Annotated in this window: 17 protein-coding genes; 6 read left to right on the top strand and 11 right to left on the bottom strand. The window is 70.9% G+C overall.

Translation table 11 applies throughout. The features are described 5' to 3' along the window. The 3 genes from VEA62_RS03215 to dusB all read right to left on the bottom strand — a co-directional run. Positions 1-1,309: sigma-54 dependent transcriptional regulator (locus VEA62_RS03215; RefSeq protein WP_324818317.1), on the bottom strand; the 1,309-nt coding region annotated here is incomplete at its 3' end. Positions 1,310-1,318: 9 nt separating this feature from the next. Further along, positions 1,319-3,616, bottom strand: coding sequence for a PAS domain-containing sensor histidine kinase (locus tag VEA62_RS03210; RefSeq protein WP_324818314.1), 2,298 nt, complete (start codon positions 3,614-3,616; stop codon positions 1,319-1,321). Continuing rightward, complete coding sequence (gene dusB, locus VEA62_RS03205) at positions 3,613-4,665, bottom strand: tRNA dihydrouridine synthase DusB (RefSeq protein ID WP_324818311.1); 1,053 nt, start codon at positions 4,663-4,665, stop codon at positions 3,613-3,615. The genes VEA62_RS03210 and dusB overlap by 4 nt, the downstream gene beginning before the upstream one ends. Before the next feature lie 63 nt (positions 4,666-4,728). Here dusB and VEA62_RS03200 point away from each other — a divergent pair, with 63 nt between their 5' ends. Continuing rightward, entirely contained in the window at positions 4,729-5,880 is a 1,152-nt protein-coding gene (locus tag VEA62_RS03200; RefSeq protein ID WP_324818309.1) for a bifunctional 2-C-methyl-D-erythritol 4-phosphate cytidylyltransferase/2-C-methyl-D-erythritol 2,4-cyclodiphosphate synthase, read from the top strand. Here the strand turns inward: VEA62_RS03200 and VEA62_RS03195 are convergent. Then, positions 5,877-8,183, bottom strand: coding sequence for a fused MFS/spermidine synthase (locus VEA62_RS03195; RefSeq protein WP_324818306.1), 2,307 nt, complete (start codon positions 8,181-8,183; stop codon positions 5,877-5,879). The genes VEA62_RS03200 and VEA62_RS03195 overlap by 4 nt on opposite strands. Before the next feature lie 83 nt (positions 8,184-8,266). Between VEA62_RS03195 and VEA62_RS03190 the strand changes: the two genes are divergently transcribed. Beyond that, complete coding sequence (locus VEA62_RS03190; RefSeq protein ID WP_324818303.1) at positions 8,267-8,758, top strand: CinA family protein; 492 nt, start codon at positions 8,267-8,269, stop codon at positions 8,756-8,758. Next, the gene (locus VEA62_RS03185) at positions 8,755-8,985 is read left to right on the top strand and encodes a sulfurtransferase TusA family protein (protein ID WP_324818300.1); all 231 of its coding nucleotides are present in this window, start codon (positions 8,755-8,757) and stop codon (positions 8,983-8,985) included. Before VEA62_RS03190 ends, VEA62_RS03185 begins: the two co-directional genes overlap by 4 nt. Here the strand turns inward: VEA62_RS03185 and VEA62_RS03180 are convergent. After that, a complete protein-coding gene (locus VEA62_RS03180) occupies positions 8,948-9,889 on the bottom strand; it encodes a YihY/virulence factor BrkB family protein (protein ID WP_414641805.1) in 942 nt (313 codons plus the stop codon). The two genes, VEA62_RS03185 and VEA62_RS03180, sit on opposite strands and share 38 nt — an antisense overlap. A gap of 174 nt (positions 9,890-10,063) precedes the next feature. On the opposite strand from VEA62_RS03180, the gene VEA62_RS03175 reads away from it, so the two are divergent. Both VEA62_RS03175 and VEA62_RS03170 read left to right on the top strand, forming a co-directional pair. Further along, complete coding sequence (locus VEA62_RS03175) at positions 10,064-11,377, top strand: diguanylate cyclase domain-containing protein (RefSeq protein WP_324818295.1); 1,314 nt, start codon at positions 10,064-10,066, stop codon at positions 11,375-11,377. Positions 11,378-11,436: 59 nt separating this feature from the next. Next, complete coding sequence (locus VEA62_RS03170) at positions 11,437-12,180, top strand: hypothetical protein (protein WP_324818292.1); 744 nt, start codon at positions 11,437-11,439, stop codon at positions 12,178-12,180. 6 nt (positions 12,181-12,186) lie between these two features. Here VEA62_RS03170 and VEA62_RS03165 read toward each other — a convergent pair whose 3' ends face one another. From VEA62_RS03165 to VEA62_RS03155, 3 genes are read right to left on the bottom strand one after another with little or no spacing between them, the layout of a single operon-like run. Continuing rightward, on the bottom strand, positions 12,187-12,675 hold the full coding sequence (locus tag VEA62_RS03165) for a GNAT family N-acetyltransferase (protein WP_324818289.1): 489 nt from the start codon (positions 12,673-12,675) through the stop codon (positions 12,187-12,189). Between the two features lies 1 nt (position 12,676). Continuing rightward, the gene (gene mfd / locus VEA62_RS03160) at positions 12,677-16,147 is read right to left on the bottom strand and encodes a transcription-repair coupling factor (protein ID WP_324818286.1); all 3,471 of its coding nucleotides are present in this window, start codon (positions 16,145-16,147) and stop codon (positions 12,677-12,679) included. Next, positions 16,147-16,452: a succinate dehydrogenase assembly factor 2 gene (locus tag VEA62_RS03155; protein WP_324818283.1), complete on the bottom strand. Its 306-nt coding sequence runs from the start codon at positions 16,450-16,452 to the stop codon at positions 16,147-16,149. The genes mfd and VEA62_RS03155 overlap by 1 nt, the downstream gene beginning before the upstream one ends. 134 nt (positions 16,453-16,586) lie before the next feature. Here VEA62_RS03155 and recG point away from each other — a divergent pair, with 134 nt between their 5' ends. Beyond that, on the top strand, positions 16,587-18,674 hold the full coding sequence (recG, locus tag VEA62_RS03150; protein WP_324818280.1) for an ATP-dependent DNA helicase RecG: 2,088 nt from the start codon (positions 16,587-16,589) through the stop codon (positions 18,672-18,674). On the opposite strand, the gene VEA62_RS03145 is transcribed toward recG, so the two are convergent. Genes VEA62_RS03145 through rfaE2 form a run of 3 tightly spaced genes read right to left on the bottom strand, consistent with a single transcriptional unit; the run spans position 18,671 to position 22,226 of the window. After that, complete coding sequence (locus VEA62_RS03145; RefSeq protein WP_324818277.1) at positions 18,671-19,777, bottom strand: DUF3089 domain-containing protein; 1,107 nt, start codon at positions 19,775-19,777, stop codon at positions 18,671-18,673. The two genes, recG and VEA62_RS03145, sit on opposite strands and share 4 nt — an antisense overlap. Then, positions 19,774-20,775, bottom strand: a complete 1,002-nt coding sequence (gene rfaD / locus VEA62_RS03140; RefSeq protein ID WP_324818274.1) for an ADP-glyceromanno-heptose 6-epimerase — start codon at positions 20,773-20,775, stop codon at positions 19,774-19,776. The genes VEA62_RS03145 and rfaD overlap by 4 nt, the downstream gene beginning before the upstream one ends. Beyond that, complete coding sequence (gene rfaE2 / locus VEA62_RS03135; protein WP_324818271.1) at positions 20,772-22,226, bottom strand: D-glycero-beta-D-manno-heptose 1-phosphate adenylyltransferase; 1,455 nt, start codon at positions 22,224-22,226, stop codon at positions 20,772-20,774. Before rfaE2 ends, rfaD begins: the two co-directional genes overlap by 4 nt. Position 22,227 lies beyond the last annotated feature (1 nt).

Raw genomic sequence — 22,227 nt, 5'->3', positions numbered from 1 at the left:
GGTCGGCGGCGCCGGGCTGGCCGGCCGTGGGTCCAGGCTGCGGCGCCGCTGCAGGCATCGCCTGGCCGAAGGGGAAGGGCAGAGGCCCCGCCATGGCGGCCCAGCGCGGGTCGGCCAGCAGCGGCGGCACGATCAGGGTCGGCTTGTTCAGCGGCGGCGGCAGCATGAAGGGCTGGATGACCTCGCCGTCGTTCAGCACCACCACGTTGCGGACCACGTTCAGCAGCTGGCGCACGTTGCCGGGCCAGGGATGGACCTGCAGCACCGCTATGGCGTCGTCGCCCAGCCGTCGCCGCGGCAGGCCCTGGGACGTCGCGAGGGTCTCGATGAAATAGTCGACCAGGTCCTGGATGTCCTCGCGCCGCTCCGCCAGGGCCGGAACGCGGATGGGCACCACGTTCAGACGGTGGAAAAGGTCCTCACGGAAGCGCCCCTCGGCGATCTCCTGCTTCAGGTCGCGCGAGGTGGAGGTGATCACGCGGACGTCGACCTGCACGTCCTGCTCGCCCCCCACACGGCGGAACCGCTGCTCCACCAGAACCCGCAGGATGCGGCTCTGGCTCTCGCGCGGCATGTCGCCGACGTCGTCCAGATAGAGGGTGCCGTTGTGGGCCCGTTCGAACACGCCGATCTTGCTCGGGCGGCCGTCGTGCCCCTCCTCGCCGAACAGTTCCAGATCGAGCCGCTCGGGCGTCATGCCGGCTGCTGCGATGGCCACGAACTCGCCGCGCGAACGCGCGCTCGCCTCGTGAATCTGGCGCGCCACCAGCTCCTTGCCACTTCCGGGCGGTCCGGAGATCAGCACCCGGCTGTTGGCCGGGGCCACCTTGGCGATGGTGCTGCGCAGCGCCTGCGCCGCCGCCGACCGGCCGATGAATCCTGTCGGCGCCGCCACCTGGGCGCGCAGCCGCCGGTTCTCGCGCTTCAGCGAGGACGCCTCCAGCGCCCGCTGAACTACGACCACCAACCGATCGGACTTGAACGGCTTTTCGATGAAGTCATAGGCTCCGCGCTGCAGCGCCGTGACCGCCGTCTCGATATTGCCGTGGCCTGAGATCATCACCACGGGCAGGTCCGGGTCCAGGCCCTTGATGACGTCCAGCAGCTCCAGCCCGTCCAGTCCCCCGCCCTGCATCCAGATGTCGAGCAGGGCCAGCGACGGCTTGCGCGCCCGGATCGCGGCCAGGGCCTCGTCGGAGTTGGACGCCACCCGCACGGCGTGACCTTCGTCCTCGAGCAGGCCGGAGACCAGCTCGCGGATGTCCGCCTCGTCGTCGACGACCAGAATATCGGCTCCCGTGGATCGCATGTCGCCTCGCTATTCGCCGGCCACGACGGTGGAAGGCCGGGACGCCTTGGCGTCCTTGCTCCCGGCCGTGGCCGCTTGCAGTGGAGATTTCAGGGGGAAGACCAGGCACACCCGGGCGCCGGTCAGATGCTCGGCGTCGGCCAGCTTCAGCTCGCCGCCGTGTTCCTCGCAAATGCGCTTGACGATGGCGAGGCCCAGGCCGGTGCCCTTCTCCCGGGTGGTGACATAGGGCTCGGTCAGCCGGTCGCGGTCTTTCGCCGGCAGCCCGACGCCATCGTCCTCGATGATGAAGGTGGCGAGGCCGTCCGCAACCTCGAGGCGCGCTGATACGCCCGGACGTTTCCCGTCCTCGGGTCTGGGTGCGATCGCCCGCCGCGCCGCCACCGCCTCGCCGGCGTTCTTCAGGATGTTGGTCAGGGCCTGGCCGACCATGCGGCCGTCAGCGTGCATCACGACAGCTGGCAGGGGTTCGACGAGGTCGACGCCGATGCCGGGCGCGGCCACCCGCTGGGCGAAGACCGCCTCGCGCAGCAATTCAGCGGGATTCTCGGCCGTGAAGCGCGGTGCAGGCATGCGGGCGAAGGACGAGAACTCGTCGACCATCCGGCCGATGTCCCCGACCTGGCGGATGATGGTCTCGGTGCAGCGGTCGAACACCTCGACGTCGTCGCCGACCTGTTTGCGGTAGCGTCGGCGCAGCCGCTCGGCCGACAACTGGATCGGAGTCAGGGGGTTCTTGATCTCGTGGGCGATGCGTCGCGCCACATCGCGCCAGGCCGCATTGCGCTGGGCGGTGACCAGACGGGTGATGTCGTCGAAGGTCAGCACCATCTCCCCGCCGACGCCGCCCTCGATGCGCACCCGCAGGCGGCGGGTCTCGCCGCCTCGGCTGACGTCGATCTCTTCCTCGATATGGGCCTCGGCGCGTCCGGCCAGTTCGCTCAGTTCCGGCGCCGCCTCTCCCAGCGGCCGCCCGATTATCTCGGCGTCCGACAGGGCCAACAGCTCGACGGCGCTGTCGTTGATGGCCGACACCCGGCGGCGCCGGTCGACGCCGATGACGCCCGCGGACACGCCCGACAGCACGGTCTCGATGAAGCGGCTGCGTTCGGTGGCCTCCTCGCTCGCCGCTCGCAGCGCCGCCTGCTGGGTCTCCAGGTCGTCGGTCATGCGGTTGAAGGCGACGGTCAGATTCTTGATTTCCCCCGGCCCCTCGCCGCCCTCGACCCGCGCCGTCAGGTCGCCGCCGGCCACCCGATCGGCCGCCTCGACCAGCCGCCCGATCGGCGCGGAGATCGCGCTGGCCGCGGACATGCCCAGCCAGATGGCCCCGACCAGCACCAGCAGGGCGGTCTCGATGTAGCTGAGGGCGAAGGCGGCCTGGATGCGGTCGCGGCTCTCGCGGGCTTCTCGGTAGGCGACGATCGCCGCCTCGCCCTGGCGCATCTGGGCGACGAGCCCGGGTTGCAGCGGCCGAACCAGATAGAGGTAGGCGTCTCCATAGCCCGACAGCGGATACAGCGTTCGTATCGTGTCCGGGTTTTCCGTCACGTCGATGGGCGCGGTTTCTCCCTGCGCGGCCTCTTCGAGGTCGTGCCGTGACGGGGCGAAGTAAGGCGGGGCGTTCGCCAGTTCGCCCCGCGCCAGCACCTGCCCCTCGCCGTCGACGATGTAGAGCGCGGGATAGCCGAACAGGTCGGCCACCTGGGCCAGAAGTTCCGAGAACTCGATCCGCGAGGCGAAGCGGGAGCGGGCTTCCGGGGCGGCGAGTTCGTTCGAGATGGTCTCGAGATCGGATTCGACCTGCAGGCTGACATCGCGGACATAGGCGCGGCCGATCTCGGCGCTGTTGTCGACGGCCGCCTTGACGTTGCCGCTGAACCACTGGTCGACGCCCCGGTTGACCAGCACGCCGAACACCAGGGCGATCAGCACCGCGGGCGCCAGGGCGACCAGCGAAAACAGCGTCACGAATCTCAGGTGCAGCCTCGCGCCGGCGTGGGTCCGCTGCTGGAACAGCCGGAGGACGCGCCTGCCGACGACGATCGCCAGCCCGCCGATCAGCAGCAGATTGACCGCCAGAATGATGAGCACGGCCTGGCTGGCCATCGCCCGCGCGCCCTCGCCGCTCGCCCCCGGGGCCACGGCGACCAGCCAGATCGCCGCCACGGTGATCAGAAAGGCGATGGTGTAGGCTGTCAGAAAGACGTTGCGCCGGCGCTCTTCGGACCAGTCGGCGAACCAGCGCCCCGGTCCCCGGACCGGGGCGGCGTCAGGTTCGGCTGCCGTGGAGGGCGTGTCCGTCATGCCGCTCCAGCTTCGGCGAACTGTGGCTCAATATCAACAGCTGAGTTGCCGGAAAGCGTCACCGGTCGCCACAGCAGGGCGAGGGCGGTCTCCACCTGCTCCGGGGTCTCGAGGCGGCACAGACGGGCCTTGGCGGCCCGGCGTTCGGCCGGATCGGCCGGCCACGGCGCCTGCTCGACGTACCAGCCGAGGTGTTTGCGAAACATCTTCAGACCCAGAGGCATGCCATAGAAGGCGACCGACGCCCGCAGGTGCTCGACGACGATGGCCAGCCGCGTCTCCGCGTCGGGCTCCTCAGGCGCCCTCCCGTCGGCGAGCGCCCGCTCCAGATGGGCCGCCAGCCACGGCCGCCCGTAGACGCCCCGGCCCAACATCAGGGCGTCGGCGCCCGACTGCGCCAGCGCCGCCCGGGCGTCCTCGGCGGTGACGATGTCCCCATTGACGATCACCGGCACGGAAACGGCCGCCTTGACCTCGCCCACCGCGCTCCAGTCGGCGACGCCGGTGTAGAATTGTTGTCGGGTCCGGCCGTGCACGGTGACCGCACGGACGCCGATGGCCTCGGCTGCACGGGCCAGTTCCGGCGCATTGCGGCTGGCGTCGTCCCAGCCCAGCCGCATCTTCACCGTGACCGGCCGCGAGGTGGCCTCGACCGCCGCCTCCATCAGCCGGCAGGCCAGGTCGGGCGTCCGCATCAGCGCCGAGCCGCAGGCCGAGCCTGTCACCTCCTTGGCCGGGCAGCCGAAATTCAGATCGACGATGTCCGCCCCGGCCCGCTCGGCCATCCGGGCTCCCTCGGCCATGGCGGCGGGATCGCGCCCGACCAGCTGGATCACGGTCAGCGGCAGGCCCTCGCCGACGGCGGCGCGCCGCACCACGTCCGGCCGCGCCCGGGCCAGTTCGGCGGCCGCAACCATTTCGGTGGCGACATAGGCGGCGCCCAGCCGGCTGGCCAGCCGCCGGAACGGCAGGTCCGTGATCCCGGTCATGGGCGCGGTCAGCACCCGCCCGGGCACCCACACGTCGCCGATCTGCAGGCCGTTCTTCATCGGCTCCTTACCGCCGCTCGAACCGCCCTCGTCAAGTATGACAGCGGCGATTAGAAGGCCGGGATGACCTCTTCCCTCCCCGCCTTCGCCGCCGTGGTGGTCGCTGCCGGCTCCGGCTCGCGCGCCGGCGGCGCCAAGCAGTGGCGCCGGCTCGGCGGCAGGCCCGTGATCCGCTGGTCGGTCGAGGCGCTGCTGGACGCCGGCGCCGAGGATCTGGTGGTGGTGATCCCCGCGGCGGCCGGAGACGAGGCGGCCGAGGCGCTCAAGGGTCTGTCGGGATGGCGTCTGGCGCCGGGCGGCTCAAGCCGCGCGGAGTCGGTCTGCAATGGTCTGTCGGCGCTGGGCGGCCCCTCCGGCCGGCCTGTGCTGATCCACGACGCGGCGAGGCCCCTGCTGGACGTCGCCGTGATCCGCCGCACGCTGGAGGCGCTGGCGGACGCGGACGGCGCCCTCCCCGCCCTGCCTGTCGCCGACAGTCTGCGGAAAGCCTCGGCCGGGTTCATCGAGGAGGCTGTGCAACGCGACGGCCTGTGGCGCGCCCAGACGCCGCAGGCCTTCCGCCGCGGAACGATCACGGACGCCTACGCCGCCTGGCCCGCCGGCGAACCGGCCACCGACGAGGCCGCCGTCGTTCAGCGCGCAGGCGGCCGCGTTCGGGTCGTCGAAGGCGACCCTCGTCTGATGAAACTCACCTTCCCCGAGGATTTCGCCATGGCCGAGGCCCTGATTCCCCGCCGGACCCGCGTCGGTCAGGGCTTCGACGCCCATCGCTGGGGGCCCGGAACCTCGGTCTGGCTTTGCGGGGTCGAGATCGCCCACGATCAGACCCTGATCGGCCACTCCGACGCCGACGCAGGCCTGCACGCCCTGACCGACGCCATCCTCGGCGCCATGGGCGACGGCGACATCGGCGACCATTTCCCGCCCACCGATCCGCAGTGGAAGGGCGCCTCGTCCGACCAGTTTCTCGTCCACGCCGTCGAGCGGCTGCAGGCCCGCGGCGGAGGTCTGGTCAATGTCGACGTCACCCTGATCTGCGAGCGGCCGAAGGTTAAGCCCCATCGCCAGGCCATGCGCGAACGGCTCGCCGCCCTGCTCTCGCTCCCGCTCGATGCGGTCAGCGTCAAGGCGACCACGACCGAGGCCATGGGCTTCACCGGCCGCGGCGAAGGCCTCGCGGCCCAGGCCATCGCGACCATCGACCTGCCGGCCTAGGGCCGTTCGGGCGGCGGCCGGAACGATCGCCACAGGGCCCCGAACAGGTTGACGTAGTCGTCGGTCCACGGACGCACGGCGGTCTCGGGAACCTCGCGCCAGATCGGCTTGCCGCGGAAGTCGGCCAGGCCCCGATCGGTGGGTGAGAGCACGATCGCCTCTGTCGAGGCGATCGCCATCTGGGGCAGCGAACCATTGTCGACGTAGAGCCCGTGCAGGGCCGGCCGGCCCAGAACCCGCGCGGCGGCGACGGTCGGCAGCACGATCTCGAGGTTGCGGTTCGACAGGTGCAACAGGACCACGCCGTCGGGCTTCAGCAGCCGCAGATAGCCGTCGATGGCCTCGACAGTCAGCAGGTGGGTGGGGACGGCGTCGGACGAGAAGGCGTCGATGATCAGCAGGTCGTACGAACCGGCCTGCTCGTCCCCGAGCGTCAGCCGCGCGTCGCCCAGCACCGTCCGCACCTCGCCCTGCGCGCAGTCCGAGATGTAGGTGAACCAGCGCGGATCGCGCGACATCCGGTCGACCATGGGATCGATCTCGAAGAAGGTCAGGGAGTCCTCGGCCCGCTTGTAGGCCGCCATGGTCCCGGACCCCTGCCCCACCACGCCGATCCTGGCCGGTCCGCGCGCCTGGACGATCTGCGCCGACTGACCGATCGGGGTCAGGGGGTGATAATAGAGGGTGGGCTGGCAGGCGAAGCGCGGATCGCGCGCCTGCGAGCCGTGCCAGGTGGTGCCGTGCGTCAGCACGTGGACCTCGCCGCCCAGCCCGTCGTCGACCTGGCTGGCCACCCGCATGACGCCGAAGAAGCTGCGTTCCGAATAGCTGTAGTCATACCCGCGGGTTACGAACTGGGCCGAAAGGCCGAGCATCAGCAGGGCGGCGGCGAAGGCCTGGGCCCGGTCGCGCAGCAGGAAGGCGCAGACCACGGCGGGGCCGAGGATCAGCATGCCCAGGGTCTGCAGCTCGAACAGCGGCATGATCCGCCACAGCGCCGCCCAGGCGTCCAGGTCGCTGGACATCCAGGCCGATATCCCGGCCGCCGCCAACGAGAGCACGGCCACCGCCACCAGGGCGCCGATCTCCTCGCCGCGCAGCCGCCGCCGGTCCCAGGGCCGGGCCAGGCCGACGAGCACCAGCACCAGCGGATACTCCCAGACCATGTTGAAGATCACCGGCGCCAGCAGGGCCGTGAAGGCGCCGCCGACCACGCCGCCGACTGACAGCAGCAGGTAGAATTCCGTCAGCCGGTCCGGCGGCGGCCGTCGCGCGGCCAGCATCTGGTGGCACATCAGGGCCGCGAAGAAGAAGGCGAGGATGTGGAGGACGAAGGCGATCCGGATGTCGAGCGTCCGGAAGGCCACGATCAGGACCACGGCCGCTCCGAGCGCCCCCTGCACGACCAGGGTGATCGGCAGCGGAATCCATGGCCGGGCCTGGAAGGCGATGACGAAGGTCAGCAGATACAGCGCCAGCGGGATGACCCACAGGAAGGGAGCCGAGGCGACGTCGGTCGAAAGATGGGCCGTCACGCCCAGCATCAGGCTGGACGGGGCGGCGGCGAGCAGGATCAGGATGCCCTTCTCGCGCCACGGGATCACCGGCGTCGCGGCCAGTGGGGCCGGTTCCGCGCCCCGGTCGAGCCGGCGCCGCCACACCACCAGGGCGAGGGCGGCGACCATCAGCACGAAGGCGGCGTAGCCGCCGCTCCATCCCATTCTCTGGCCCAACAGATTGGTCAGCGGCTCGATCACGAACGGATAGGACAGCAGCGCCAGGAAGCTGCCCAGGTTGGAGGCGGCGTAGAGAACGTAGGGGTTCTTGCCGTCCGGATAGCCGGCCCGGACGCGGGCGAACCAGGCCTGCAGCAGGGGGGCGGTCGCGGACAGCACGGCGAAGGGCGCGCCGACCGACAGGGTCAGCGTCGCCAGCAGCCACCCGATCGGGGCCGAGGGGTTCGGGTCGCCCAGCCAGCCGTTGATGTGCAGCGGCAGGAACAGGGCGGCGAGCAGCAGCAGGATCAGGTGAACCGCCACCTGCATCTTGATCGAGGCGACCCGCTGCAGCAGGTGGGCGTAGAGGTAGCCGCCCAGCAAGGCGCCCTGGAAGAACACCATCGCCGTGTTCCACACCGCCGGGGACCCGCCCAGCATGGGCAGAACCAGCTTGGTGACCATCGGCTGGACCACGAAGACCAGCGAGGCGGAGGTGAAGATGGCCAGGGCGAACAGCAGCGGGGTCAGCCGGTCCGTCGGCCGCAGCGGCGCGGAAACCCCGGTATCGCCAGTGGTGTCGCTCATGCCCGCCCCGTATGCTGGCGCCGCCCCGGGCGCACAGCCCCCACACTGGACCGACTCGCCGACGCTTCGGAAGGCCCCGCCGCATGTTTCCCGCCGATATCGAACTGCTGGCCCGCAAGGTCGTCGAAGCCGCCAGGGCGCGCGGCCTGATGGTCGCCGCCGCCGAGAGCTGCACCGGCGGCCTCGTCACCGGGGCCCTGACCGCCGTGGCGGGATCCTCGGCCGTCGTTGAGCGGGGCTTCGTCACCTACAGCAACGCCGCCAAGAGCGATCTGCTCGGCGTCCCGGCGACCATGATCGAGCATCATGGGGCGGTCTCCGAACCCGTGGCCCGGGCCATGGCCGAGGGGGCCCTGGCCCGATCCGGGGGGCAGGTATCCGTCTCGGTGACCGGCGTCGCCGGGCCGGGCGGAGGGTCAGCCGACAAGCCCGTCGGCCTGGTCCATTTCGCCGCGGCCGGGCCCTCCGGCCTGGTCCATGTCGAGCGCCGTTTCGGCGACATCGGCCGGGAGCGGGTCAGGCTGGACAGCGTCCGCACGGCGCTCGAACTGTTGCTGGACCGGATCGGCGCATGATCGTCGACGCCCGCGGCCACCGCTGCCCAACGCCGAGCCTGCGGCTGCAGAAGGCCATGCGCGGCGCGGGCCCGGGCGCGCGCCTGACCCTTCTGGCGACGGATCCGATGGCCCGGATCGACGTGCCGCACCTGATGGCGGGTCTGGGCGGACGCGTGGTCTCGATCAGCGAGGCCGACGGGGTCCTGGCTATCGAGGTCGAGACGCCCGACGTTCCGACAGGCTGACGACGGAGTCCGGCAGCGGGTCGGCCGGCTCCAGTTCGGGCGCGCCCATCGAGCGCTGGACGATCTCCATCTCGGTCGCGAACGCCCCGCCGTAGAAGATGGCGTTGACGTTCCACGACAGCCAGATCAGCAGCACGACGATCGCGCCGACCGAGCCATAGGTCGCGCCGAGGGGGGCGATCTGCTCGACATAGATGGCGCACAGCCAGGACGAGATGGTCGACATCACCGTCGCCACCACGCCGCCCACTATGGCCGGGAACCAGGCCACCGGCGTGCGGTGCGACATGGCGTAGCGGTAGAGCATGGTCAGGCCCACCGCGAGGCCGAGCGCCGGCCACAGGTCGACGAAGGCCGCGCCCATCCCGCCGGGCTCGGCCAGCGCGCCGGGGCCGGTGTGTTCCAGCAGGCGCGACGTCACCACGGCGCCGGACACGACCGTGAACAGAGCGAAGGCGAACAGGGCCACGAAGAAGGCCAGCAGATTGAACTTCAGGAAGCCGTGCGGCTCCGTCTCGTCGTGGATCAGGTTAAGTCCGGCCAGCAAGGCCTTGAACCCACGGTGCGCCGCGTATCCGCCGATGATCAGGGCGAACAGGCTCTGGGCCGAGACGGTGCGGGCCGAGGCGTTGGCCAGCCGTTCGATCTCGGTCATGAAGATGGCCCGCGCCGCGTGCGGCATGACGTCGGCCAGGGCCGCGGCCTGCTCGCTGACCTGGCCGATCGACAGCACGGCCTTGTAGAAGCCGATCAGGATGGCGATGGCGGGGAACACGGCCAGCAGGGCGAAGAAGGACACGCCGCCCGTGTAGAGCATGACGTCCCGTCCCCAGCTCCGCGTGAACGCCCTGACCGCCAGACGACCCCACAGCAAGGGCGTCGCCCAGCGCACGGCCTCCTCCATATCCGTCCTGGCCTGCAAACCGGTATCCTGTCCCGCCCCCGATGTTGCTCCCTTTAACGCAATTCGCGGCTGGGGAAAGGATGGCCGCGCCGGTTGCCTCGCCACGGCGACCCTCGCTATGGTCCGCCCGCTTGAGAGCGCGGCCCGGGTGGGAGGGCTGCTGGAGACATCGCCGTGACTTCCGATCCGCGCATTCTGGTCGTCGCTCCTGATGACGACCTGATCGGGTCCCTGTGCCAGGGACTGGACGCGCTGGGCTGGCGCACCGTCACGGCCCGCTCGCTGGCCGGGGCCGTTCAGGTCCTGATCGACTGGCCGCTCGAGACGGTGGTTCTCGACGCCCGCCTCCCCGACGCCGCCGCCGGCGTCGCCGCCCTGCGCCAGACCGTCTCGCCGCGCCGCCTGCCGGTGATGGCGATCGGCCCGGAGGCGGTCGGCTGGGAGCCCGGCGTCGCCGACATCGCCATGTCCGGACCGCCCCACGCCGCCCAGGCCGCCCTTCGCCTCGAGAATCTCGTCCGCTCCGCCATCGCCGAGGAGGAGGTCTCCCTCCGCGAGGCGACCTTCGCCGCCCGGGGCGAGCCGTTGCCGCCAGCCGGGGAGGACGCCAGCCCATTGCGGGTGCTGGCCGCCGGCAAGCCCGACCGCCACTTCCTGGCCCTGTCCAACGCCCTCGTCGCGCGCGGCTGCGACGTCGTCGCCGCCCCGACCCCCTACACCGCCTTTGATTATCTGCACGAGCGCCCGTTCGACGCCGCCGTGCTCTGGGGCGCCGAGGACCACGCCCCCGCCCTTTCGATCGCCTCGGGCATGAAGCGGAACACCCGCCTCTACCACATACCGGCCGTGCTCTATCTGCGCGGCTCGGGCGAGATAAACCTGTCGGAGCTCTACAATCGCGGCTTCGCCGACGTCGCCGCCGCCGACACCCCCGAGGAAGAGACCGCCGAACGGATCGTCGCCCTGGCGCGGCACCACCGTCGTCATGTGGCCATCCGCAAGGCGCTGGAAAGCGCCCGGGGTTCGGGTCTGACCGATCCCACGACCGGCCTGTTCACACCGGAACTGTTCGCCAGCCATCTCGCCCGGGTGGCCGAGGGCGCGCGCCTGCGCCGCCGCCCCCTCTCTGTCGTCGTGCTTCGGGTGTCCGAAACCCCGGCCGTGGCCGAGGCCCGCAAGGGCGGCTGGCTCGATCGCGCCCTGCCCCAGATCGGGGCCATGGTCTCGCGCCTGATCCGCACCGAGGACACGGCCGCCCGCCTGTCGCCCGACGTCTTCGCCCTCGCCCTTCCCGCCACCCGCGGTCCGTCCGGCCGGGTCGCCGCCGACCGGATCGCGGCGGTGATCGGGTGCACCGCCTTCGACGCCGGGCCGGACCGCTCGCCGTTCGTGGTCGAGTTCGAGGTCGGCGTCGCCGAGGTCGGGCCTGACGAATCCCCCGCCGCCGTGCTCGAGCGGGCTTCCAGGGACATCCGCCCCTCCACCTGAGCGGAGCTCATCCGACACGGGCCCTCGACCCCCGGACCCACCCTTCCAGGAACCAGGCCATGACCGAAGCCGCCGCCGACAAGCCCATGGAAGACCACGTCCTCGTCGAGGTCGCTGTCCCCGCCCCCGCCGACGCCGTCTGGGCCGCCCTGCGCGATCCGCAGAAGATCAAGGACTGGTTCGGCTGGGAAACCGACGGCCTCAAGGATGAGATCGACTTCATCTTCGTCACCCACGCAGAAGCCGATGAGGCGAGCAGGGTGGTCCGCTTCGTCGGCGTCAACGACCGCTACGAGGTGGAGGCGCGCGGAGACTCCAGCCTGGTGCGGGTGGTCCGCTCCGCCCCGGCCGGAACATGGACCGACGTGTTCGACGGCATGATCGAGGGCTGGATCTCCTTCACCTGGCAGCTGGCCTTCGCCTTCGCCCGCCATCCCGGCCAGACCCGGCGCACCCTGTTCTTCTCCGGCCCGCCGCGCGCCGACCGGCTGGCCCGGTCCCTGCTGGGTCTCGACGCCGCCCCGGCCGCGGGCGAGCCGTGGTCGATGCCGCTGGGACCCGACACGGAGGCCTCCGGCCATGTCTGGTTCACCGCCCGCCATCAGATCGGGGTCAGTGTCGACGCCTGGGGCGACGGCCTGCTGGTCGTGGTCGACCAGCCGCCCACCGACAACAAGCCACGCGGCTCGACCATGCTGACCCTGACCACCTACGGCCTGTCGGAAGAGCAACTCGCCGACCTGAAGACCCGTTGGCAGGCGTGGTGGGACGAACGCTTCGAAACGGTCGCACCGGGCTGCTGACCGCCGTCAGAGCCGCCGGTGCATGATGTGCAGTCCGACCAGGCCCTCGGCCGGATGCGCGAACGCCTCCGGGACCGTGCCGATGATTTCGAACCCGAGCGCGCGCCACAGACGCACCGCTCCCCGGTTCGCCTCGACCACGGCGTTGAACTGCATGGCGCGATAGCCGTCCGCCGCCGCGCGCGCGATCACCGCCTCGCCCAGCGCCCGGCCGACTCCCTGCCCCCTCGCCGCCTCCGCCACCATGAAGCTGCCGGTGGCCATGTGCGAGCCCGGCCCCATCTGGTTCGGTCCGGTCTTGGCCGTGCCCAGCACCCGATCATCGTCATCGACCGCGACCAGCGTCACCCCGGGCGGCGCCTGCATCCACAGCGCCCGTCCGCCCGCTTCCGTCAGGTCGCGCGGATAGGTGTAGGTCTCGCCGGCCCGCGCGACCGCCTCGACGATCGGCCAGATCGCCGGCCAGTCCGCCTCTGTCGCCTCCCGGATGCGCACCTCAGGCGGCTCCCGCGACCCGCGCCAGATCGGCGGTGATCCGCTCGGCGACCTTCAGCCGGTCCTCCGGCGTGTCCCAGTCGCCCTTGACCACGATCTTCTGGTCCGGCCGGATCTTCCAGAAGGCGTGGTTCTTCTGGATCAGCCCGACCAGCCCCTGGGGATTGGGGAATTCGTTGTTGCGCAGGGTCAGCACCGCGCCCTTGGGCCCGATGTCGATCCGCTCGATGCAGGCCGTCTTGCAGTTGGCCTTGACCCCGACGATGCGCAACAGCTGCTTCGCCTCGTCCGGCAGAGGTCCGAACCGGTCGATCAGTTCGGCCGCCAGCGCCTCGCGGCTCTCGTTGTTCTCCGCGTCCGACAGGCGGCGGTACAGGCTCAGCCGAACGTTCAGGTCCGGCACATAGTCCTCGGGAATGAGCACGGCGGCCCCGACGTTGATCGCCGGCGACCAGCCCCGGTCGACGACGCCGCCGCCCTCGCCCGCCTGGCGCAGCTCGGCCACCGCATCCTCCAGCATCTGCTGGTACAGCTCGACCCCCACCTCGCGGATATGCCCCGACTGCTCGTCGCCCAGCAGATTGCCGCCGCCGCGCTGATCGAGGTCGTGACTGGCCAGCTGGAAGCCGGCGCCCAGATTGTCCAGCGATTGCAGCACCTGCAGCCGCCGCTCGGCCGACAGGCTCATCGGCTTCTCTGGCGGGGTGGTCAGATAGGCGAAGGCCCGCGCCTTGGCCCGCCCGATCCGGCCCCGGATCTGATGCAGCTGCGCCAGTCCGAACATGTCGGCCTTGTGCACGATCAATGTGTTGGCCGTCGGAACGTCCAGTCCCGACTCAACGATCGTGGTCGACAGCAGCAGGTCGTAACTGCCGTCGTAGAAGGCGCTCATCACGTCCTCCAGCTGGGTCGGCGACATCTGGCCGTGGCCGACCACGAACTTGATTTCGGGGACCTGCTCGCGGAGGAATTTCTCGATGTCGGGCAGGTCGCTGAGCCGCGGCACGACATAATAGGCCTGCCCGCCGCGATATTTCTCGCGCAGCAGGGCCTCGCGCACCAGCACCGGATCCCACGGCGTCACATAGGTCCGCACCGCCAGGCGATCGACCGGCGGCGTGGCGATGATGGACATCTCGCGGATGCCCGACAGCGCCATCTGCAGCGTCCGCGGGATCGGCGTGGCGGTCAGGGTCAGCAGGTGGACGTCGGCGCGCAGGGACTTCAGCTTCTCCTTGTGCTTGACCCCGAAATGTTGCTCCTCGTCGACGATCACCAGGCCGAGGTCCTTGAACCCGACCTGCTCGCTCAGCACCGCATGGGTGCCGACGACGATCTCGAACGAGCCGTCCTTCAGCCCCGCCCGCGTCTCCGCCGCGTCCTTCGCCGTGACCATGCGGGACAGGTGGCGCACCTTGACCGGCCAGCCCGCGAACCGCTCGCTGAAGGTCTTGAAATGCTGCCGCGCCAGCAGGGTGGTCGGGCAGACGACCGCCACCTGATGGCCGCTCATGGCCACCACGAAGGCCGCCCGCAGCGCCACCTCGGTCTTGCCGAAGCCGACGTCGCCGCAGATCAGCCGGTCCATCGGCGTGCCCTTGCCGAGGTCCTCCAGCACGTCGCCGATGGCGTTCAGCTGGTCGTCGGTCTCCTCGTAGGGGAAGCGGGCGCAGAATTCGTCGAACAGCCCGTGCGGCGGCGTGATCGCGTCCGAGGTCCTCAGCGACCGCTTGGCCGCCAGGGCGATCAGACCCTCGGCCATGTCGCGCAGCCGTTGCTTCGCCTTCGCCTTGCGCGCCTGCCAGCCGGCTCCGCCCAGCCGGTCCAGCTGCACCCCTTCCGCCTCGCTGCCGTAGCGGGTCAACAGGTCGATGTTCTCGACCGGCAGGTACAGCTTCGACTCGCCGGCGTAGAGCAGTTCGAGGCAGTCGTGCGGCGCCTCCTGGATCTCCAGCGTCTTCAGCCCCTCATAGCGGCCGATGCCGTGGTCGAGGTGGACCACCAGGTCGCCGGTCGTCAGGGCCGAGGCCTCGGCCAGGAAGTTCGAGGCCCGCCGCTTCTTCTTGGGCCGCGCCAGCCGGTCGCCGAGGATGTCGGTTTCGGAAATGACGGCGATGTCGTCGGTCTCGAAGCCGTGCTCCACGGGCAGCACGCCGCGCAGATACAGGTCCTTCGGCGCCTTCTGGACGTCGGCCCAGTCGCGCACCGCCACCACATGCTCAAGCCCGTGGTCGGCCAGCATCGAGGCCAGCCGCTCGGACGAGCCTTCCGTCCAGGAGGCGAACAGCACCCGCTTTCCGGCCGCCTTGACCGCCTCGGCATGCCGCGCGACCGCCTCGAACAGATTGACGCTGTCCTGCGCCCGCTCGGCCGCGAAACTGCGTCCCAGCCGGCCGCCGGCGTCCTCGCCCGGCCCATGGAAGGGCGACAGCCGCCGCAACCAGCGCCCCGCCAGGGCGCTGTTCCAGTCGCTCTCCGGCAGGTACAGCCGCTCCGGCGGCAGGGCCCGGTACGCCGCCCCGCCCCCATTCCGGCCTTTCTGGCTCATGGCCGCATCGCGGCGGGCGTCGTAGGCGTCCTTGGTCAGGGTCCAGCGCTCGGCCCGGGCCGCCTCGACCTGGTTGTCGAGGAACAGGCGCGCGTCATCCGGCAGATAGTCGAACAGCGTCTCCAGCCGCGCATAGAGCAGCGGCAGCCAGTGCTCCATGCCCTGCCGCCGCGCGCCCTCGCTGACCGCGGAATACAGCGCGTCGTCGCCCGGCGCGCCGAACAGTTCGAGGTAGCCGGTGCGGAACCGTGAGATGCTCTCGGGGTCCAGCAGGGCTTCCGACACCGGCGCGAGCGATACGTCGCGAAGTTGACCCGTCGACCGTTGCGTCGCCGGATCGAAGGTGCGGATCGATTCCAGCTCCGAACCGAACATGTCCAGCCGCACCGGCTCCTCGAAGCCCGGCGGATAGACGTCGATGACCCCGCCGCGCACGGCGAACTCGCCGCGCTCCGATACGGTCGAGGCGCGCACATAGCCGTTGCTCGCGAAATACCGTTCCAGCGCCGCCGTATCGAGGTCGAGGCCGACGGTGGTCTCGAACCCGGCTCCGCAGGTCACCTCGCGGGGCGGCGTCCGCTGCATCGCCGCCCCGACGGTCGTGACGACCAGCAGGGGCTTGCTGTCGTCGGGCGCCCGCTGGGCCAGCCGGGTCAGCGCCGCCATCCGCTCGGCCGACACCGACGAGGTCGGGCTCAACCGGTCGTAGGGCAGGCAGTCCCAGGCAGGAAACTCCACCACTTCAATGTCGTCGGCGAAGAAGCGGAATGCCTGAACGAACTCGCCCATGCGGGCGTAGTCGCGGGCCACGAAGGCGGCCACGCCGCCGTCCGCGCGCAGCCGCTCGGCGACGGTCAGGGCGTCCAGCCCCTCCGGCGCCCCGCCCAGCTCCTGGTCGCTGCGTCTCGAAACCTGCGCGTCCATCAGCCCGCGCCCTCCGCCACCGCCGCGGCGACATGATCGCGCATGAAGGCCCGGATCTTGGTCATCGCCGATGTGTCGTGAGCCTCGGGCGTGGGTTCCGTGCCGATGATCCAGGCGTAGAGACGATGGTCGTCGTCCTGCGCCAGCAGGGCCTCCAGAGCGTCCAGTTCGGTCTCGTCCAGGGTCGGCCCTACCTGGTCCACGAACGGGCCCAGCACCAGGTCGGCCTCGCGGAAGCCCCGCCGCCACGCCCTGAAGGCGATGCGGCCCAGTCTCTCTTTCAGACGCGCGTCGGTATCGGCCACAAGCTTCCTTGCCCGGTGGAAATCGTAAGAAGCGCCCTCTGGCGGCGAGCCGCCGCGCGGCGAGCGCAGGGCACTTCAATGAAGAGCGGTGAGATAGCGTTCCAGAGCGGCTTTCGCCAGCTATGCTGTCAGGGATGCGGCCGCCGAGTCTCTTTCCCCTGTTCGCCGAGGTCTCCACCCTGAAGGGGGTGGGGCCGAAAATCCTGCCGCTCGTGCAGAAGCTGGCCGGTCCGCTGGTCCGCGACCTGCTGTTCCTGTCGCCCTCGGGCCTGATCGTTCGCCGCCCGATGACCGCCACCACGGCGGTCGAAGGCCTCGTCGGCGTATTCGACGTCGTCGTCGACCGCCTGATCGTCCCCGGCAAGCCCGGCGCCCCGATCAAGGTGCGCGCCACCGATGCCGACGGCTTCGTCCACCTGATCTGGTTCGGCGGCTCGGCCCAGCACATCGACCGACTGCTGCCCAGAGGCGAGCGCCGGCTGGTCTCGGGCAAGGTCGAGCGCTTCAACAACGAGGTCCAGATCGTCCATCCCGACGTCTTCACCCTCGCCCAGGCCGGCGACATCGCCGCGGTCGAGCCGGTCTATCCGGCCACTCAGGGCCTGACCTCCCGCGTCATCCGCAAGCTGGTCCAGGGGGCGCTCGAGCATGCGCCGGAGTTGCCGGAATGGCAGGACCCCGCCTGGATGGCCAAACGCCGCTGGCCCGGCTGGCGCGCCGCGCTCGCCGCCCTGCACGCTCCGGCCGCCGAGCCCGACCTCCTGCCCGACGCCCCGGCGCGCCAGCGTCTCGCCTACGACGAACTCCTCGCCCACCAGCTGGCCCTCGCCCGCCGCCGCCGCGCCCGCCAGATCACCCCCGCGCCGGTGATCGCGCCCGACGGGCCTTCGCAGCGCATTCTGGACGCCCTGCCCTTCACGCTGACCGGCGCCCAGCGACAGGCCATCGCCGAAATCCGCCGCGACCTCGCCTCGGGCGAACAGATGGGCCGCCTGCTGCAGGGCGACGTCGGCTCCGGCAAGACCGCGGTGGCCGCCCTGGCGCTGGCCGACGCCGCCGCTTCCGGCTTCCAGTCGGCCCTGATGGCCCCGACCGAAATCCTCGCCCGCCAGCACTGGCAGCGTCTGGCGCCGCTGCTGGAGGCCGCCGGCGTGCCCACCGTCCTGCTCACCGGCCGCGACACCCCCGCCGAGCGCCGCGCCCGCCTCGCCGCCCTGGCCTCGGGCGAGGCCAAGGTCGCCATCGGCACCCATGCCCTGTTCCAGGACGCCGTCCGCTTCGACCGGCTGGCCCTGGCGGTGATCGACGAACAGCACCGCTTCGGCGTCAACGAGCGGCAACGGCTGCAGGCCAAGGGCGACCCGCGCACGGGCGGCGTTCATCTGCTCACCATGTCCGCCACCCCGATTCCCCGCACCCTGGAGCTGACCCAGTACGGCGAACTCGAGGTCTCGCGCCTGACGGAAAAGCCGCCCGGCCGCACCCCCGTGACCACGGCGGTCGTGCCGCAAGCCCGTATCCGCGAGGTCGCGAAACGGCTGAAGGCCGCGCTCGACAGCGGCGCCCAGGCCTACTGGATCTGCCCGCTGGTGGCCGAGAGCGAGGCCTCCGACCTCGCCGCCGCCGAGGCGCGCGCCGCGGACCTGCGCCGCATCCTCGGCGTCGAGGTCGGCCTCGCCCACGGCCAGATGCCAGGGGCGGAGCGCGAGGCGGTGATGGCCGACTTCGCCGATGGCCGCACGCCCCTGCTGGTCGCCACGACCGTGGTCGAGGTAGGGGTCGACGTGCCCAACGCCTCGATCATGGTCATCGAGCACGCCGACCGGTTCGGCCTCGCCCAGCTGCACCAGCTGCGCGGCCGGGTCGGGCGCGGCACGGCCGCCAGCACCTGCCTGCTGCTGTACGGCGGCGGCGACGACGGGCTCGGGGAGACGGCCCGCATCCGTCTGGAGACCCTGCGTCGCACCGAGGACGGCTTCGAGATCGCCGAGGAGGATTTCCGCCTGCGCGGCGGCGGCGACCCCCTGGGCCTGAAGCAGAGCGGCTTCCCCGCCTACCGCTTCGCCGACCCGATCCGGCACCGCGAACTGCTGCTCGCCGCCGCCGATGACGCCCGGCTGGTGCTGGGCCGCGACCCGGACCTGACCTCCCCGCGGGGCGAGGCGGTCAAGGTGCTGGAAGCTCTGTTCGACTGGCGCAACGACCGGCCCGGCATCGACTAGGAGGCCCGCTGCGCGCTCCACGCCGCCAGGCGCGCCTGTGCGTCCGCTTCAATATCACCATAGAACAGGTTGTATGGGCGCGACTTTCTTCGGTCGGCCCAGCTGCCGGCCTGGCGGAACGACTCCGACTTCGGTTCCGTGTGGCGCAGCAGGCCGTCACGGCACTGGGTGGCGATCTCGCGGGCCAGCAGGGCCGGATGGGCGCCCCACTCCAGGCCCGTGGCGTTGGTTGCGCCCCGGTTGAGCCGCGCCTCCACCGGCGCGGTAGAGGTCGATCCGGTCACCGGATTGACGCACAGCGCCTCGCGCTCGCCCAGCTCGACCAGGCGACCGCGTGCGTCCCACACGAGGGCGCGCCGCAACCGCCGCCGGGCCGCGCCGTCATTGCCCTCGCCGACCGGCGAGAACCCGACGATGCAGCCGGTCTGGGTCCGCTGCCCGCACGCGGGGATCTGTGACGACAGGCCGTCCACGGGAGTCACCACATCCATCAGATAGGCGGCCACCAGCCGTGGGCGCAGCGCCGGATCGGCCGCCACCCGCTCGCGCAGCAGCCGCTCGACCAGTTCGCCGCCCTGCTCGACCCCGGCCAGCACGATCGGACCGCTTGGATGGCGCGCCAGCCAGGCTTCGAAGGCGGCGGCGATATCGCCGTAGGCGAAGGCCCGGGCCTCGCGCGCATCCTCCCTCAGGGTCAGCCGGGTATAGAGGCTGCCCTGCCGGTATCTTGGAGCGCTGACCGATCCCAGACGGGCGAAAGGTCCGGCGTAGTTGGGCAGCACCACCCGACGCAGATAGGCGTCGGCTTTCGGATCGCCGATCGGGCCGTTCCAGTCGCGCCCGCCGTCAAAGGTGGTCGAGTGCACAAAGAAGACGGCCGCCGGACCGGAATCGGGCGCCCGCGCCTCGCGCAAGGCCCAGGCGCCGGGGCGTCCATAGTCGGGCGCCGGCGGCGGCACATAGGTCTGGAAGGGCGCCTGCGGGTTCAGCCCGGCCCTGAGGATGTCGCCGCGCCACACCGCCGAGGCGGCGGTCAGCAGGAAGACCAGCGCGAAGCCGATCCAGCCGACCCATTGGCGAAAGGTCAGCTTCGGCCGTTTCATCGATACGGGTCCGCCGTGGCCAGGAAGTCCTGCACATAGCGCCGCACGCCTTCTTCCAGAGGCGTCGACTGGCCGCCGAAGCCGGCGGCGCGGACCCGCTCCATCCGGGCCTCGGTGAAATACTGGTACTTGTCGCGAATGCTCTCGGGCGTATCGACGTACTCGACCCGGGCCTCCTTGCCCGCCGCCGCGAAGGTCGCATTGGCCAGGTCGAGGAAGGACCGCGCCTGCCCCGAGCCCGCGTTGAACACGCCCGACACCGCCGGCGTCTCCAGCAGCCAGTCGACGATGTCGACCACGTCGTCCACGAAGACGAAGTCGCGCAGCTGGCCGCCGTCGGCGTAGGCCGGATTGTGCGAGCGGAACAGGGTCACGGGTTCGCCCGCCGCCACCTTCGGCCAGATCTGCGCCACGACCGACTTCATGCCACCCTTGTGGTACTCGTTCGGGCCGTAGACGTTAAAGAATTTCAGTCCCGCCCACTGGCTCGGCGACTGCCCCCGATCCGACTGCCGCGCGGCGTATTGATCGAATAGCATTTTCGAATAGCCATAGGCGTTTAGCGGCCTCAACGAAGCCAGCCCCTCAAGACTGTCGTCGTCCTCGAAACCCTGCTCCCCGTCGCCGTAGGTTGCCGCCGACGAGGCGTAGACCATCCGCGCGTCCCTCAGCGCGCACCAGTCCCAGATGTCCCGCGACAGGGTGAAGTTGGTGCGGATGATCAGGTCGGCGTCCGCCTCCGTCGTCGACGAGATCGCCCCCATGTGGACGACGGCCTCGATCCGCTCGGCGTGCCGTTCCAGCTGCTCGAACAGCTCTTCCGGCTGCCAGAAGTCGGCGACGGGATGTTTCGCGATGTTCTTCCACTTGCCCAGCGCCGCCGCTTCCAGCCGGTCGCACACGACGACATCCCGCCGATCCTCGGCGCACAGCCGGGCGACGATGTTCGAGCCGATGAAGCCGGCCCCGCCGGTGACCACGATCATCCGCCGGCTCATCTGTCGTCCTTCATCTTCTCGATCGTCTTCGTGGTGGAATAGCCGTCCTCGAAGGTCGCCAGCTTCACCTCGCCGCCCCAGCTCTCGACCAGGTCGCCGCCGACCACGCCCTCGCGGGTGTAGTCCGCTCCCTTGATCAGCACGTCGGGCCGCAGCCGCTCGATCAGGGCCAGCGGCGTGGGCTCGTCGAACGAGGTCACCCGGTCCACGCTCTGCAGACCGCCGATGACCACGGCCCGGCTGTCCAGATCGTTGATCGGCCGCCCCTCGCCTTTCAGCCGGCGCACCGAATCGTCGGTGTTCAGCGCCACCACCAGCCGGTCGCACCAGCTCCGCGCCTGGGCCAGATAGGCCACGTGGCCGCGGTGCAGGATGTCGAAACAGCCGTTGGTGAAACCGACCTTCAGCCCCTGCCGCTTCCAGCCCTCGACCACATGCGCCAGCTCTTCCAGCGGCATGACCTTGGCGTGGGCGCCGGCGGCGTGCTGGCTCATCTCGGCGTCGATCAGCTCGGCCGGGGTGACCACGGCGGTGCCGGCCTTGCCCACCACCACGCCCGAGGCGAGGATGGCGAACTCCACCGCCGTCTCCAGCGACGCCCCCGCGCCCAGCGCCAGCCCGAGCGCGGCCAGACCGGTGTCCCCGGCCCCCGAGACGTCGAACACCTCCCGCGCCCGGCCGGGGAAATGCTGCACAGCCTCGCCGCGCCGCATCAGGCTCATACCCTTGCCTGCCCGGGTCACCACGACGGCCTTCGCCGCGGTCGCCTGCAGCAGGGCCTCCAGCGCCGCCTCGACCTCCTGGTCGGAGCCGACCGGCAGGCCCGTGGCCCCGGCCAGTTCGCTGGCGTTCGGCTTGATCAGATCGACGGCGCCATAGCGGGCGAAATCGCGGCCCTTGGGATCGACCACGACCGGCGCGCCGCTGTCCTGGGCTGCCTTCAGCGCCTGTCCGATGACCAGATCGCTGACCACGCCCTTCGCATAGTCCGACAGAAGATAGACGGAAGCACCTGCAAACGCCGCGCTTTCCTCGCCCATAAGAGCGGCGGCCTCCTCGTCGAGCCGCAGCAGCTGCTGGCCGGCGGCGACGAAGCGGGTCTTGACGATGGTGGCCACCCCGGCCCGCCGCTCCACCACGTCCTCGATGCCGGGTTCGGCCGCGATCAGCGCCGCCAGCTCGTCGCCCGCCGGGTCCCGGCCCGCCACGGCGCCCAGCCGCGCCACGCCGCCGAGCGCCGCCACGTTGCGCGCCACATTGCCGACGCCGCCGGGCATGGCCGTCGTCCGCCGCATGCGCAGCACCGGGATCGGCGCCTCGGGCGAGATCCGGTCGACCTCTCCATAGACATAGCGGTCCAGCATCAGGTCGCCGACGCAGGCCACCCTCAGCCCGCGCACGCGCTCAAGCAGCGCCTGCAGTCCGCCAAGATCGAGAGTCCGTTCACTCATG

The sequence above is a fragment of the Brevundimonas sp. genome, assembly GCF_035627475.1.
GTDB lineage: Bacteria > Pseudomonadota > Alphaproteobacteria > Caulobacterales > Caulobacteraceae > Brevundimonas.
The sequence above is the reverse complement of the archived record's forward strand: the minus strand, read 5'-3'. Positions and strand labels throughout refer to the sequence as shown.